The sequence below is a fragment of the Lentimicrobium sp. L6 genome (assembly GCF_013166655.1).
Lineage (GTDB): Bacteria > Bacteroidota > Bacteroidia > Bacteroidales > UBA12170 > UBA12170.
The window spans coordinates 1-16,471 of record NZ_JABKCA010000005.1 but is presented as its reverse complement, the minus strand read 5'-3'; the positions used below and the strand labels follow the sequence as shown (position 1 = coordinate 16,471).

The window sequence follows — 16,471 nt, the reverse complement described above, 5'->3', positions numbered from 1 at the left end:
GGTTGAAACACTCAAGTTAATAGGTTTTTCCCCCATTAGAATGCTGTTATGATAAGGTATATTTGTTCCATCAGATTTTTGAAAATCTAAGTTCTTTTTGTTTTGACACAAACCCGAATATATATACGATTATTTTGGATTTATTGATATCATAATATATTATTAGTTAATAATCGGATTGCAATCATTTGTAACATATAGATTGTACTTTTGTTTTTGATAAGGGCTGGTTTTTTGAAACCTGCCCTTTTTTTATGATCAAAAAAAACCGATACATTTCTGCATCGGTTCGTGAGTTATGCATATTTGATTAGAGTGTATTTAAATCAAAAGAAAGAATAGTCCCGCTTTTTTCCATCTTTTTAATGTCATTATATTTTCCAAAAGTATTGGTTCCATTATCTAGATTTGGCATCCAGAAGAGGATGTTTGAAAATGGATCTACTGTGTAAGAAGGGTTTTCTTTACTGAACTTCATGGGGATAAAGCCTTTGATATCTCCATCTAATTTAGAAACTATTGCTAAGCCTATCCCTCCTCTTTCTTTATCCTTTGTCATTAAAAGGACATATTTTTTAGTGGCTTTAGAATTTTTAAAACGCTCAGAAATGGCTTTGATATTATCTCCTAAATCCACAGCGTTTAAAACACCCATTGCAGCCATTTCTTGCATGTCTGAGTTTAGCTCTTGTTTGGCTTCATCCATTCCTTCTTTGTATTCTGTGACATCTTTTCGGTATTCTGCGAGATCTGCGTCATATCCTTTAGTTTCTACATAAGCTTTGTCAAGAGCATCCATTCCTTCACGCATATTTTGATCGTAAGATTCTACTGATGCAACTATCGCTTGTGATGCCGCTACTTGTGCCAAGCCACCCATAACCTTTAATGTGGCACCAAGTACATTTCCGGCTACATTTAGAAAGCCAGCTCCAGGAGCAGGGTAGTATTTTTTGTATATTGTTTTACCATCCCAGTCTAATTTTAATAAGTTTTGATCAGAATATAAAGCCAAACCATCCTCAAAAGAATCTAATCCTTTTGCTTCGTCACCGCCATCAAATTTAATTTTGTCTATATTGAATTGCTTGGCTTCTAACGTGTTCGTGTTGAATTGTATAATGTATCTTTTTGCGGATGAGTAGAAGTAAACTTGGTCTTTGTGTTTGGTTTTTAAAAGGAAATCATCTCCACCCGTTTTTAGTTCATTGTTAATGACTAATTCTTTTGTCTCATAATTATAGATGTTGGCTCCATGGGGAGATGAGATAAGTAGTCCACCTTTAACTTCTTCGAATTCGTATGGCCCAGGGAATATTTTGATTGATTTTTTCAGTTCTAAGCTCCCTTCTTCTTGATTGATGATGTTTAAGAAAAAAGTCTCAGCCATATAGGATTTCGTAATGAATGCGATTCCATTTTTACAGAATCGAGATTGTATGTAACCTCCTTTAAATTCTATTCCTTTTTCGCCCCATTTTGTAGCTCCGGTATTATAATCAACAAATTGTAGCTTGTGTTTTTTCATGGCATTATTGTCACTGGCAGGAATTAATATCATACCTTCTTTTTCAAAAATCAGGTTTTTTACTGGGCCAGTAACTTTTACTGGTTTATCCCAGCTTAATTCGCCAGTTGAGACTTTAAAAGAAGACATATATCCACCGCTAAAAACGTATAGATTTTCACCCTTAATATCTGGGAAAATATTTGAATACAATACTGAGGCTGCTTTAAAGAATCCTTCTTGATCGCCAAACATGCTTGGGTATTGTATGTTCCAAACAATTTCCCCACTTTTATTAAAGTATATTAACCTGTCATGAACAGCGGTAAAAACACCACCTTTACTATCTCCAACAGGATTACACATTAAGCCTTTAGCTTCCTCATCTTCTTCAATACTGATAAATCCACCTGCAATCTCTTTATCATGGTCAAGGTCTAAATCTTGCTTCCAGAGGAGTTTTCCACTCGTTAAACTCACCATCCAAAATTGCTCCTTATCGTTCATTTGAGTATAAACTAAAAAATTATTACCAGCTCTTACCGGGTAATAGGCATCAATATTTTCCATCCCCAAAAGCTCTGAATTGCAAATTTCTTTTCCATTTATGGCGTCAATTACTAATAACCCAGTTTTTTCACTGTCAAAATAAATGTATGGGGTGTTAGGTAGTATTTCAAAGGATCCATAATCAAAACTTTTCTTCCAGATTTGTTCTCCAGTTTTTGGGTTAAAAGCAATGGTTTCTTCATTTTCTGTTCCGCAAATTAGATTTCCATTTGGCGTGAATTTATTCCAACGAATACTGGAGTTGGCTTTTGCTTCCCAAGTGGCATCCATTTGGGCGAAAATAGTTGTGCTGAGCATGATGAATGCCACAATAATTAAGGTTGTTTTTTTCATTTAATTTTTTGTTTATATGTTTACTTGTTTGCAAGGGCGCAAGTTAGTTTATAGATAAAAAATAGAAAAGAAATCAGTTAGATTTTTGTTAACAAAGAAGGGAAGTTGGTTGAAAAACGACAAAAAGTGTATTGCTTAATTTGGGGGGGCGATACTGTCTTTTATTAAATTGGTATAATGTTGGTAACGCTCATAAATTTCATTGACATATTTATACGGCTCAGAGCCTCTGCAGTACCCATAATAAACTACCGTATCTTGATAGTATTTGGGATTTGATTTATTGAGTAAATAATAGTCAACATTATTGTTCCATTTTTCGGGGTCTTTATTGTATTTTTTAGCCAATCGTTGTGCATCTAACACATGTGCCAAACCAGCATTATAGGAAGCCATAACGAACTTCTTCCTTTCATTACTGTCGGGTACTAAAGGCTCTAGTTGACGATCAATTAGTTTGATGTATTTTGCCCCAGCTTCAATTTGAGTAGAGGGTGCCGAGGAATCTGAAACACCATATTGTTCAGCTGTTTGTGGCATCATTTGCATGAGGCCAAAAGCACCACTCCATGATTCTGCATTTGGGTCGAATTTTGATTCTTGATATATTAAACTGGCTAATAGTCTCCAATCCCAATTGATATCTTCACTATACTTTTTGATGAGCTCATCATAGGGTGAAATCTTTCCTCCTTGGTTGCTGTTATACTCACTTTTTGCCATCATTGTGGTACGAGAATTCTTAAAGTATTTATTGTAGACGTAATAGAATTCTTTAGACTTTTTATATTCCTTTAGCCATTGATTTATTTCAAGCAGTAATGAATCGGAACCAAGAGGAAGGGCCCATGCTAAATTTTGGCTATATGCTCCTAGCATTGTTTCAATATCAATATTTTTATGGTACTTTTTGTTAATAGCGCCCACATGACTGTCACAAACTGTATATTTTATTTCACCATTCTCTACTTTCTCGATTAACTCATCCACTGAAAGGTCATCTTCAATGATAAGGATATCTCCTCCGGTTTCTATGTTGATGTGGTTGAGCCTATTGTAAAATACGGATCCCTTTTGAATATGTACTGTTTTTCCTTGTAAATCAATGGCATCTCTTAGGAGGTGAGATTCAATTTCATCCCAAGTTTGCATCTTTCGCCAATTATCAGGCATTTTTTGAACCAATACCTGCCTAGATTGATAAATGGGTTCGGTAAAGAGCATGCTTTTTCTGCGTTTGGCTGTTATAGCTAAATCCATGGCTAATAAATCACATTTCTTTAGCTTAATATCTAATAATGCTTCGTTGAGATCATTTCTAACCGAGATTTCTAATTTCACCCCTAAATAATCAGCAAAAGAGTTTAGTAATTCAAATTGAAAACCCATTGGTGTTCCCTTATAAATAAAGTAACCATGGCTGTTATAATCAGTGCTAACAACGATTTTTCCTTTCTCTTGTATTTTCTTTAAATGGTTTTTCTTAACATGAGAACTAGGTGTTTTGGGCTCCTTTTTTGCTACAATCGGGGATTCACAAGCCGTAAACTGACTTAGTAGAAGCGTGAATATGAAAAATTTAAATAGTCCCCTGAGCATTGAATAATGAAATTGTTTGAGTTGACTAAAATAGGTATTTTTATTTACTTTTCATTCTTTATTCCTAGAGATAGGAGGGTGTTTAATATACTTATGCCGAAAGCAACAGTAAATACTAGTTGAATCGCTTCAGATTTTATAAGAAAGTAGCTTAGGTTTTGATGGGAGAAAAACTCAAAGGAAACTTGAAAAAATAAGCCAAATAATAAAACACCCATCAGTTTACCTATACTTTTACTAATAGAAATGCTTGCAGACCCCATTCCATGTTTCCCCTGTGGAAGACTTTTCATGCCTATTTGTGTAGTAGCAGGATAATAGAAACCCATAGCTAAACCTAGTATAACCATTGAAACAATAATGAATATCATACTAGAATCGGTATTCCAAAAACTGAACATCAGCATGGATATGCTTAATAGAATATTCCCAAGAATGACCATGTTTCTGGTGCTGAAATAGTTCCTAAAAAGATGACTGAAGTATGATAATACCAGCATTACACTCGGGGAAACCATCATTAAAATTCCTGAAGTGCTAGGATTCAAAAATCTAGTTTCTTCAAAATAGAAAGGCCTGAGAAATCGACTTCCTATATTCACTAAAAAGAAGAGGAGGAAACCTAAATTGGCTTGTCGAAAGTTGATGGTTTTAAATAGTTTTAAATCCAGAACTGGCGTGCTGCTTGTTTTTTCTTGTTTGATAAATAGAATCAGGAATAAAAGACTAGCAGAAGCGGAACCCAATTTACTTAGTACATTGACACTGGAAGATGTAACAAGGTTAAAGAATAAGATAAAGAAACCTAAAAATAAAAAACTATAAATACCACCGAGTATATCAACTTTGTTTGGGTCTATCTTTGGATTTTCGATTTTGATTTGATATGCAAAGAGGATTCCGATTATTGACAAAGGGAGGTTAATTAGAAAAACTGTCTGCCAACCAAAAGAGTGGATAAGTAGACCTCCTATTAATGGCCCTAAACTAATTCCTAATCCACAACTCATCATCCATCTTCCATATTCTTTTTGCTGTTTTGATGCTGCTACAAGTTGTTTGATTAATGCAGGACCACTCACATATAAAGCAGCCTCCGCTATCCCTTGAATAAAGCGAATGGGAATGAGCCAGTAAAAGTTTGAAATTTGAGAGGTGATTGTGGTGGTGATGCCGAATAATAAAAAAGCAGTCGTTAGAATCGTTTTCGAATTTTGGGATTCAATAAACTTTCCCATGATTAAAGCAGTTCCAGTAGCAGTTAACATGCTCGACATTAGAATTAATGAAACTGTGGTGACTGAAATATCGAAGTATTCTTTAATGGTAGGCAAGGCAATATTAATAGCAGAAAGGTCCATTAATACCATTAATGCTGCAATGTTGATTGAAATAATCAGAAAAGTCTGATTTTTCATACCTTAGGTTTTGCGTTCGTATAAATTAATTTTATTTCAGTTTTCAAAGTTATCAGCTTCGTTTAAATCTAATATAGGCATAATACTGATTTCATTTATTTTCTCAGTGGATTCTTTAAAATTTGGTAGTTTTGAAAAAAATACTTAAATTTATAGAGCAGAATTAGTTCTCACTTTTATGATTTTAAAAAACAAAAAATGAATAAAAATAACTTTTGTGTAATCATGGCAGGTGGTATTGGAAGCCGCTTCTGGCCAATGAGTCGCACTACTACCCCCAAGCAATTTATTGATGTATTAGGAACTGGAGAAACATTAATTCAACAAACTGTTAATCGTTTCAGGAAAGTTTGTCCTATCGAAAATATATATGTAGTCACCAATGATTTGTACAGGGAAATGGTAAAAGAACAAATTCCAGATATGGAATATGACCAAATTCTTTGTGAGCCTGCTAGAAGAAATACAGCGCCTTGCATTGCTTATGCAAATTATAAGATACAATCTATAAATCCTAATGCAAATATTGTTGTAGCGCCATCTGATCATATTATTTTAAAAGAGGATGTTTTTGTTGAAGTCATTAAGTCTGCATTAGAGGCTACAGCCAATAATGATTGGTTGATTACATTAGGAATTGAACCAAGCAGACCTGATACCGGCTATGGTTATATTCAGTTCGACAAGAACTTAAAAGACGATCGTGATGGGCGTATCCATAAGGTTAAAACCTTTACAGAAAAGCCAAAGTTAGAATTAGCTAAGGAGTTTTTGAAAAGTGGAGATTTCCTATGGAATGCAGGAATATTTGTTTGGTCATTAAAGAGTATCCAAAAGGCTTTTGATACCCATTTAGCCGATGTGAGTAATATCTTTAAAGAAGGTATGGGAATGTATAATACAGAACGTGAAGAGTTGTTTATTGAAAACGCCTATTCTATTTGTAAAAACATTTCTATTGACTACGGAGTAATGGAAAGTGCCGAAAATGTATATGTTCTGAGTTCTGATTTTGGATGGTCCGATTTAGGCACATGGGGTTCTTTGTATGCCATCAGAGATAAGGATGAGAATGAAAACACCATACTCGGTAAGAATGTGATGACCTATGATACTAAAAATAGCATTGTAAATGTAAAAGGAAATAGGTTGGTCGTTTTGCAAGGTCTCGATGATTACATTGTGGTTGATGAAGATAATATCCTGTTAGTTTGCAAGAAAACAGATGAACAAAGCATCAAAACCATTGTGAATGATGTGAAGGCTACTAAGGGCGATAAATTTGTTTAAACATAAAATAGTTGTATTAAAAGGCTCTGATCTCGAAAAAATCAGAGCTTTTTTTGTGCTATTAAAAAGGTTGGAAAATATAGGTTTATCTCACATATTTCAGTTGCAAAACCCCATTAGTATAATGTTTGCTTTCCACCAAATTCAGTTTTTTTTCTTTGATAACTCCATGGAAGAGTTTGACCCCATGCCCTAACATAATGGGGATTATATTTAATATAATTTCATCAATAAGGTTATAATTGATAAGGATTTGATTCACCTGTCCTCCTCCAACAAGAAAGATATCTTTGCCATTTTGTCTTTTCAACCTGTTTACAAAAGAGGCAATGTCTTCTTCGATAAATTCTATATCGTTATTCCCCTTTAAACCTTGCTGACGAGTAAAAACATAATTCTTTTTGTCTGGGTAGGGGAATGGTTTATTGAAGCCTTTAATGATTTTATAGGTAGTATGACCCATGATAGTGGTGTCTATAGAATTATAAAAATCTTGACGGCCATAGTCTTCTCCTTCAATTATATATTCTGGTAAATCTAACCAGCTTACATCGCCATTGGCTCGAGCGATATAATGGTCGAAGCTAGTAGTGATATATAGTTTAAGTTTTCTCAAAATATCCTAATGAGTTTTTGTCATGTCTTCGTCTACAGCAAGAATGAAATCAGCAAGATTTAAATTTCCCTCTTCTAGTTTTTCAATTTCAGACTGTTCTACACTTGCAATAGTCACAATTTTTAAATTAGGATTGGCTTGCTTGAGATACCATACTATTCCTTCAAAATTATTACTATGAAAGGTCCCATGATAATGAAGGAATTGCTGACCTTCTTTTAGGTTTTTTAAGATAAAATGAGCCATAGTAGCGTCTTTAATGGCTTGTGCTTTAGGGAGGTTTTCATTGGCGTGACCCATATCTTTCATCATTTCCATCATTTCTTTGTAAGCAGGTAATTCAGCATCATAAACAATAGGGATTTCTGCTAGAAATACTTTTGAAGCTTCTGGTAATTCCTCCAAAGCTTCAAATCCTTTTTTATGAACGATACTGGCATATCTTCTAGGGACATTTGTAGCTATAAAGTCTAAATTATTTGTTTTGGCAAATTCTAATAATGGTTTGTAATCAGTTTTGTAATTTGGCCATAATCTAGCATCTGCTTCAAACTTTTTTGCTGCAAAAAAGTCTGCAAAATATTCGTCAATAATAATTTGGTTATCCGATTCGAACATCTCTGCTCCAAGAACTAAGCTTTCTCCATTTACATCAAAAAGATCTTTTGTTAATTCAAGTTGCAGCCAATGGCATATCGGGTTGTTGTGTAATTCTCCAAACATTACAATGTCAGCATCCTCTATGGATTTTATCATCTTTTGATATTTGATGGTTTTACCGTCTTTTTTGAAAATTTGATAGGAGGGTTTATCCGTTTTGAATGCAATAGATAGTATTACTAGTGGGATAATAAATAATAGAAATCGTTTCATATAGGTTTTGTTTTTAGCAAATGTAAGGTATTTTTTTATTTTAAATTTCTAGTTTCAATCCAATGCTTTGCCGAAAAAATTAAAAAATAATCCTGCATATATTTCATTAATAATTAAAGTACTATTTTTCACATATTGACGTTATATTTTATATGGTGTAATATCTTCAATATATCTTTTGATTTATTGTTTAAAAAAACCGAGTTTTGTACAAAATTAAATCTATGCGCAGTACTTTTACATTATTCCTAAGTAGTTTACTCTTGCTATCACAAATTGCTGTAGCACAAAATAAATCACATGCATTTGAGATATCAAAGAATTTAGATATTTATGCTACACTTATAAAGGAGCTTAACAATAATTATGTTGAAGAAATAAATCCCGGAGAGCTGAATACCATTGCATTGGATGCTATGTTGTCATCTCTAGATCCTTATACTATTTATATTCCGGAAAGTAAAATTGAGGATATGAAATTCTTAACCACCGGAGAATATGGTGGAATAGGAGTCAGTGTAATTAAACGAGATGATAAAGTTATAATAGCATCATTAGAAGGTAATTCTCCAGCTGTAGAATCTGGTTTGTTGGCTGGTGATGAGGTTATAAGTATCGATGGTCAAGATCTATCCGAATTAACAGATGAAGAAATTAGCCTATTATTAAAGGGGCAGCCTGGAACACCAACTCAAATTGTTCTTAAACGATGGGGAATTACAGAATTTATTATAAAAGAAGTGCTCAGAAGGAATTTAAATGTAGATAATATCCCTTTTTATGGAATGTTGGATTCAGCTTATGCGTATATTAATTTAACCTCTTTTACTAAAGATGCGGCATCAAAATCGGCCAAAGCATTTTTGGAATTAAAAAAGAATAATCCGCAGGGATTAATTTTCGATTTAAGAGGAAATGGAGGAGGCTTGATAGGAGAGGCTGTTGATATTTTGAATATTTTCATCGATAATGGTCAAGAAGTGGTTAGAACAAAAGGTAGATTAAGAGAGAAAAACTATATCTACAAAACACGTAAATCAGCCATTGATTTGGAAATGCCAGTCGTATTCTTAGTGGATAGAAACTCAGCCTCAGCTTCAGAGATTGTAAGTGGAGCCATTCAAGATTTAGATAGAGGGGTTATTCTTGGGGAAAGAACCTATGGAAAAGGCTTGGTTCAGAGTGTATTGCCCTTAAGCTTTAATTCTCAATTTAAAGTTACTATTGCTAAGTACTATATTCCTAGTGGTAGATGTATTCAGGCCATTGATTACTCTCATAAGGATAAAAATGGAGATGCAATCCTTGTAAATGATTCTTTGTTGGAAGCCTTCAAAACAAAAAATGGGCGCACTGTTTATGATGGTCGCGGCATTAAGCCTGATGTTATCTTGTCACCTAAAGACTTTAGTGATATCTCTGAGGCTTTAATTGATAAATTTCTAATATTTGACTTTTGCACCGAATATAGACTAAGCCATGATAGTATTGCAGCAGCTGATGAATTTGAGATTTCTGAGGTGATTTGGAATGATTTCTTGACTTTTCTTAAAGGTAAGGATATATCATATAAGTCAGCGTTGGAATTGCAGTTGGACAAGATAAAAAAGCAAATTGTTGCTGATAGTTTGTATGATGGCTTGGAGGAGATTTGTGAACAGATTCAACAAAAAATAGATGCTAAAAAGGAAAACGAGATAGAAGAGCATAAAGATGAAATAATCAGAATTCTTAAAACAGATTTAGTGAGTCGCTATTATTATACAAAAGGTGTTATTGTAGCCAACCTCTATGAGGATAGAGCAATCGCAAAAGCTATATCGCTAATTTCAAACATCGAAGAATATAATAAGATTCTAAAAATAGACGCCAACAAATAATATGGGTTTTCAAAAGGGTTTAATTAGTGATACGTTATATGAGAAGCTATTGTTCTGGGCTTTAGCATTAATGGTAGTTAGTATCCCTTCGTCTCGTGTATTGATGAGTATGTCGCAAATGGCTTTCGGAGTTCTATGGTTAGCTCATGGTCAATACAGAAAGAAATGGAGCGCCTTTATAAATAATAGAGTCGCTGTATTAATGGTTTCTCTTTTTGTTATCCACTTCATTGGGGTATTCTACTCTACGGATATAGATTACGCTCTGAAAGACCTACGGACCAAAGTTCCTATCCTTATTATTCCATTTATGTTTAGTGCTTTCCCGAAAATCAATTCTGAAAAACTTTATACGCTTTTAAAGCTATTTATAGGCTCTGTGATTATGATATCACTTTATGTGTTTGTAGAACATTATAATTCTCAGGAAGTGATAAGAGACTTGATAAGTAGAGAAGTTTTTTCCCATATTCGTTTTAGTCTTAATTTGAATTTGGCCTTATTTTTTATTGTCATTCTGCTTTGGAAGCAAAAATTGGGTTTTATGGGTAAGATATCTGCTATAGTTGTATTTGGATGGTTGTTTTTTTTCCTATTAAAACTAGAAGCATTTACTGGTATCGTTGTATTTGCTGTATTATTGCTTGGAATGTTCATGTTTGTTGCAATTAAGGTAAAAAAAATCATTATTAAAATTTTATTGTGGTCAATTGTATTTTTCTTACCTCTGTTTATTGGATTTTATTTACTTGACTTTTATGAAAAGAATACAAAGCTTGAGGAACTAGATATTGAGAATTTGGATAAGTGGAGTCCATCGGGTCATTATTATTATCATAGGCTAGATTTGGGTACAGAAAACGGTAAATATGTTTATGCATATATTCAAGAAAAAGAACTAAGAGAAGAATGGAATTCAAGAAGTGAGATAAAATATGATAGCTTAGATAGTCGGGGGCAAATGATTAAGTATACGCTAATACGATATTTAACCTCAATAGATCAACGAAAAGATAAGGAAGGCGTTATGTCCTTGACTAAAGAGGATGTAGCTAATGTTGAAAATGGTATAGCAAATGTAAATTACACTAAGGGTTTTGGTATAGACGCACGTTTAATGAAGATTCTATTGGAATATAATAATTATATTCGTACTGGCGATCCTAGCGGTCATAGTGTGATGCAGAGAATAGAATATTGGAAGACAGCTAGCTATATTATTAGAAATAATTTCTGGATTGGTGTAGGTACTGGAGATATGAATATTGCTTTTCAAGATAAATACGATTCTGTTGATTCAAAATTAGATTTAAAATGGCGCTTAAGAACGCACAATCAATATTTGAGTATATGGGTGGGTCTTGGAGTTTTAGGCTTTTTGTGGTTTATTTTCGTTCTTATTTATCCGGTCTTGTATTTAAAAGCATATAAAGATCTGTTTTTTATGGTATTTTTTATAACACTATTGGTTTCTATGTTAACGGAAGATACAATTGAGACACAAGCAGGACTTAGCTTCTATGTGTTTTTTTATTGTTTGTTTTTGATAATAGTGCCTCATGAAAATATCCAAAATAAAATTGTTTCAAATGATCAAAATCGATAGAAAGCTTCTTGATAGATTAACAGAAAGTGCAAAGAATAGTGAACGGAAGCGCATGAATTATAATTTCCACCCTCAACTAGATGATCCTATCCAACGACTCTTAAATGCATTAGAACCTGAAACATATTTACCACCACACCGTCATCAGGATCCTGATAAGGAAGAAGTGTTTTTGGTGTTACGAGGGAAGCTAGTACTTATAGAATTTGATGATGATGGTTCTGTTTTATCCCATATGATAATAGAACCTCAAAACGGAACCTATGGAGGAGAAGTGGCATGTGGGGTTTGGCATACTTTGATTTCATTAGAATCAGGAACTGTGATTTATGAAGTTAAGAAAGGACCATTTGCTCCAATATCACGAGATAATTTTGCTTCTTGGGCTCCTCTGGATAGCTCTTTGAAAGCAAAACAATATCAGGAGGAATTGTTAAAAAGCATTGGAATCCTCAGGTAAATACCTCCGGTTTAAACTAATATTTCATTTATATCCTGTTTATTTTGTGCCCATAAAGATTGCGAAAAAATTGTCTTTTCTGTGCCTTTTTCTATTTGTTTCGAGATTTTATTAGAGGGTAAAATTGTTGAAAACTACATAGTATACTCGATATAGGTTGTTCATGATTGATTCCCAAATAATAAAAAATCAAGAGATGTAATTTTTTATTTCAATTATTCAAAAATGTTTAATTTCTTTGGTGTACATCTTCTGGACATTGTCCAAAAGTAAGCATAACTCTCTATACATTAGTTAGATGTATTCTTAATTGTGTTGATCCTTTATTTCCCTTTGTCAACATTAGACTGTTCATTTTCTGTGACTTAATTTCATATACGTGCGCAACTTAAAATTATATTTGAGTAGATGATTATTAGGTCTTTAGCAGCTTGTCAACAATTTGTTAATAACTGCTTGAGAATTATTATATACGGAAGAACTCAAGATTATAACCACAGAGAGTAATGAATTTAGATTATTGATCATTTGTATGGTGGAGAATCGAAATTCAATATTGTATTTTAAACCTATTGAAATTAATTCGCATATGAAAGCACGGGTACTAATTGCAATCGTATTTTTAAGTTTATTTATTCATCAGGCCATTAGTCAGACACAAACTTATATCGATAATTTTGGGTCCCAAAATTATGGCAATAATGATGGAACCAACAATTTTCTAAATAATTGGTCAGAGACTGTTGATACAGATCTTGGTCCTACTGGCACATATATTTATATAAATAATGGTCGCCTTTACTTTAGCTATATCTGGACTGAAACAATACAACGTTCTCTATCTATTCCAGCAGGTTCAGAAGCTACCTTATCGCTTTCGTATAATAGTTCGAGTATAGGTTTAGGAATTTTGGCAGTTCAATTATATAATAATACCTCTAGTAGTTGGGAAACTATTGGGACTATTGATAGTTCTCCATCTAGCGGAACAATTAACTATACCTTGACTGGGGATCAAAAGTCTGCTAATGCGGCTATTAGATTTCTGAAGGATGGAAATGATTGGGCTTCTTCTGATTTAGCTTGGATTGATGATGTAAAATTTGAAGTTACATTGTCACCTGCAAGTATAACAGCTACTGGCGATCAAGATTTTTGTTTATCCTCTGGGAACTCTGTTGCTATTGCTGAATCTGTTAGTATCACAGGATCAGGTACAGGAACATCAACTGTTTATGTTCAAGTTTCTTCTGGTTATGTTAGTGGCGAAGATGTATTAACCTTATCTGGGTCACATCCTAATATAACACCTTCGTGGAATGCTGTAGAAGGTAAAATGACATTAAATGGAAACCCTACTGCTTTATATTCAGAATTTGAAAATGCAATAGAGGCAATAGATTATTCAAATTCTAATCTAGCTGCAAGTGGAACTAGAGAGTTCTCAATAACTGTAGGAAATGCAAATTTTTTACCAAGCAGTGGCCATTATTATGAATATGTACCAGCTCCGCTAATTACATGGACACAAGCTAGAGATGCTGCCGCAGCTCGAACTTATTTTGGTTTAGAAGGATATTTGGCAACCTTAACATCAGCTGATGAAGGTGTTTTTGCGGGGACTCAGTCTATTGGTGTGGGTTGGATTGGGGGGTCCGATGCTCATACTGAAGGTGTTTGGCGTTGGGTTACTGGTCCTGAGGGTATAGAGGATGGAGGATTAGGAAGACAATTTTGGCAAGGAAGGGGTACGTCAAGTGGAGGTCAAACAACGGGACCTGATAATTATGCTTTTTGGAATCCGCCTAATGAACCAAATCAATCTGGGAATGAAGATTATGCACACGTAACACATATTAATGTTGGACCATTAGGTTCCTGGAATGACTTAGCTAACACTACTAGTAGTTCAGGATATTATGCTTCACAAGGTTATGTAGTAGAATATGGAGGTATGCCTGGAGATCCTAGTTTGAGTATTTCTGATGCTACACAAATTAATATTGTAAATATTCCTCATGCAGGTACAAATGGAACTTTAGACAATTGCTCTGGCAATGTTTTAACTGAAACTGATTTATTTGGTGCATTGGGAGGAACAAAGAATGCTGGAGGAGTTTGGTCACCAGCCATTTCTTCAGGAAGTAGGGTTTACACATATACTGTAAGTGCTAGCTCTCCATGTGTGGGTGTAGCAACAGCTAATGTGTCAGTATCCGAATATGAAATGCCAAATATTACTGGAACGAATCCAGGTTCTTCATGTGGAACTGGCGACGTTACAATTAGTGCAACAGCAAATGTAGGAACAATTAATTGGTTTGTAAGCTCAAGTGGTGGATCTTCTGTACATACGGGAACATCATATATTATAAATGGGTTAGCTTCAACTACAACTTATTACGTGGAGGCTCAAAATGGGCCTTGTATTTCTGCAAGGATTCCTGTTATCGCAACTATACATCCTGTCCTTACTGTGAATGCAGGAAATGATGAAACTATTTGTCAAAATGAAACTATTGTTTTAACTGGTGTTCCAAGTAATGGGAGTGGTATGTATTCTTATGAGTGGACAATACAAGGATCTGCTACTGTGCTCGGAACTAATCAGGATATTTCAGTTTCTCCTATAGGAGATCCAAATGTGAACACTTCTATAGATTATCAAGTAAAGGTAACTGATATAAATACAGGTTGTGTTAGCACAGATCTAGTAAGGGTTTATATTCGTTCTAACCCTTCTGCAAGTATTATAAATGTTAATCCTGTGTGTCCTGCTTCGAATAGTGGAAGTATTACTTTTGACTTCTCAGATCATCCAAATCGAACCAATATAAAATTTAGTATAAATGGTTCTGTTGGTTCATATATGAATTCTTCAGATAATGCAGGCTCGTATACATTTTCTGGTTTGTCAGCAGGTAGCTATGATGTTTGGACAAAATGGGGCGATAATAGTTGTCCAGTAGATCTAGGAATGGTTAATTTGTCTTTGGATAATATTCCCAATACTAATTTTAATTATAATCAAACTTCTTATTGTCAAAATGAAGGAGATCCTTCACCTAATATTACTACAGCTGGGGGAACTTTTTCTTCGACAGCTGGTTTATCTATTAATAGTACTTCTGGAGAAATAGATTTAAGTGCATCCACCAGTGGCTCTTATGTTGTTACTTATAGTATTTCTGGTATTTGTGGGAATAGCTCCATTCAGAATGTGACGATTAATGAGATACCTATTGCTACAGTTGATGGTCCGCATTCTATTGATTGTAATAACCCATTGGCTACTATTAGTGGATTAGGTTCCTCTAGCGGAGCAGGGTATTCCTATAATTGGATGGTCACAAATGGAGGAGTAATTTCAGGAGCAACAAATGGAATTAGTGTTTCTGCATCTTCAGCTGGTGATTATACATTATTAGTAGCTAATAATGTTAACTCATGCTCTAGTTCTGTTTCCACTAGTGTAAGTAGAATACCAGATAATACCAATCCTGTTTTTGCAGCCACACCAGCAGGTATCACTGTAAGTTGTATCGACGATGTGCCTGCTATGACGAATTTATCATGGACAGATAATTGTGACGGTAGTGGAACCGTTATTGGAGTAGATGGAGCCATAAATGGGTCCAATTGCAATGGAACGATTACAAGAACTTGGTCTTATACAGATGTAGTTGGTAATTCTGCTTCAACATCACAATTAATAACAATACTTGATAATATAGCTCCTATAGCTTCAAATCCAGCCAATATTTCCGTACAGTGTGCAAGTGATATTCCTGCAGTCGATATTTCCGTAGTTATAGATGAAACTGATAATTGCGACTTAAGTCCTTCAGTATCATATGTGTCGGATGTTTCTGATGGGGGTTCTAATCCTGAGGTGATTACTAGAACATACACGGTTACAGATGATTGCGGAAACTCCATAAGTGTCTCACATTTGATCACAATTAATGATGTATCAGCACCAGTTGCCAATGTAGGAAGTTTGCCAAATATTACAGCGCAATGTGAAGTGACTAATTTAACAGCACCAACAGCCACTGATAATTGTGATGGGCAAATAACCGGAACTCATAATGCCAGTTTGCCAATCATGGCTCAAGGAACAACAACAGTCACATGGACTTATGAAGATGCAGCAGGAAATACAAGTAGCCAAATTCAAAGTGTAGTTATTACAGATAATACAGCTCCAGTTGCCAATGTTGGAAGTTTGCCAAATATCACAGCACAATGCGAAGTGACTAACTTAACAGCACCAACAGCCACTGATAATTGTGATGGGCAAATAACCGGAACTCATA

At 34.4% G+C, this 16,471-nt stretch carries 10 protein-coding genes; 5 read left to right on the top strand and 5 right to left on the bottom strand.

The genetic code is table 11. The annotated features are described in order from the left end of the window. Positions 1–310 precede the first annotated feature (310 nt). The 3 genes from HNS38_RS02170 to HNS38_RS02160 form a co-directional block, all read right to left on the bottom strand. Positions 311–2,410: a PQQ-binding-like beta-propeller repeat protein gene (locus tag HNS38_RS02170; protein ID WP_172345904.1), complete on the bottom strand. Its 2,100-nt coding sequence runs from the start codon at positions 2,408–2,410 to the stop codon at positions 311–313. A gap of 135 nt (positions 2,411–2,545) precedes the next feature. Beyond that, on the bottom strand, positions 2,546–4,009 hold the full coding sequence (locus HNS38_RS02165; RefSeq protein WP_172284265.1) for a transglycosylase SLT domain-containing protein: 1,464 nt from the start codon (positions 4,007–4,009) through the stop codon (positions 2,546–2,548). A gap of 44 nt (positions 4,010–4,053) precedes the next feature. Next, positions 4,054–5,427: an MFS transporter gene (locus HNS38_RS02160; RefSeq protein ID WP_172284267.1), complete on the bottom strand. Its 1,374-nt coding sequence runs from the start codon at positions 5,425–5,427 to the stop codon at positions 4,054–4,056. Positions 5,428–5,625: 198 nt separating this feature from the next. Between HNS38_RS02160 and HNS38_RS02155 the strand changes: the two genes are divergently transcribed. After that, positions 5,626–6,717, top strand: coding sequence for a mannose-1-phosphate guanylyltransferase (locus tag HNS38_RS02155; RefSeq protein ID WP_172284270.1), 1,092 nt, complete (start codon positions 5,626–5,628; stop codon positions 6,715–6,717). Between the two features lie 85 nt (positions 6,718–6,802). Here the strand turns inward: HNS38_RS02155 and HNS38_RS02150 are convergent, their stop codons facing one another. Both HNS38_RS02150 and HNS38_RS02145 read right to left on the bottom strand, forming a co-directional pair. Continuing rightward, positions 6,803–7,333 (bottom strand): dihydrofolate reductase family protein, encoded by a 531-nt coding sequence (locus tag HNS38_RS02150; protein WP_172284272.1) that lies wholly within the window; start codon positions 7,331–7,333, stop codon positions 6,803–6,805. A 6-nt stretch (positions 7,334–7,339) separates the two neighbouring features. Beyond that, positions 7,340–8,206: a ChaN family lipoprotein gene (locus tag HNS38_RS02145; protein WP_172284275.1), complete on the bottom strand. Its 867-nt coding sequence runs from the start codon at positions 8,204–8,206 to the stop codon at positions 7,340–7,342. A 224-nt stretch (positions 8,207–8,430) separates the two neighbouring features. On the opposite strand from HNS38_RS02145, the gene HNS38_RS02140 reads away from it, so the two are divergent. The 4 genes from HNS38_RS02140 to HNS38_RS02125 form a co-directional block, all read left to right on the top strand. Then, positions 8,431–10,086, top strand: a complete 1,656-nt coding sequence (locus tag HNS38_RS02140) for a S41 family peptidase (RefSeq protein WP_172284277.1) — start codon at positions 8,431–8,433, stop codon at positions 10,084–10,086. Position 10,087: 1 nt separating this feature from the next. Next, complete coding sequence (locus tag HNS38_RS02135; RefSeq protein WP_172284279.1) at positions 10,088–11,692, top strand: O-antigen ligase; 1,605 nt, start codon at positions 10,088–10,090, stop codon at positions 11,690–11,692. Further along, positions 11,676–12,152 (top strand): WbuC family cupin fold metalloprotein, encoded by a 477-nt coding sequence (locus HNS38_RS02130; protein WP_172284281.1) that lies wholly within the window; start codon positions 11,676–11,678, stop codon positions 12,150–12,152. Before HNS38_RS02135 ends, HNS38_RS02130 begins: the two co-directional genes overlap by 17 nt. A 589-nt stretch (positions 12,153–12,741) precedes the next feature. Beyond that, a partial coding sequence (locus tag HNS38_RS02125; protein ID WP_216663616.1) for a hypothetical protein occupies positions 12,742–16,471 on the top strand: 3,730 nt, incomplete at its 3' end.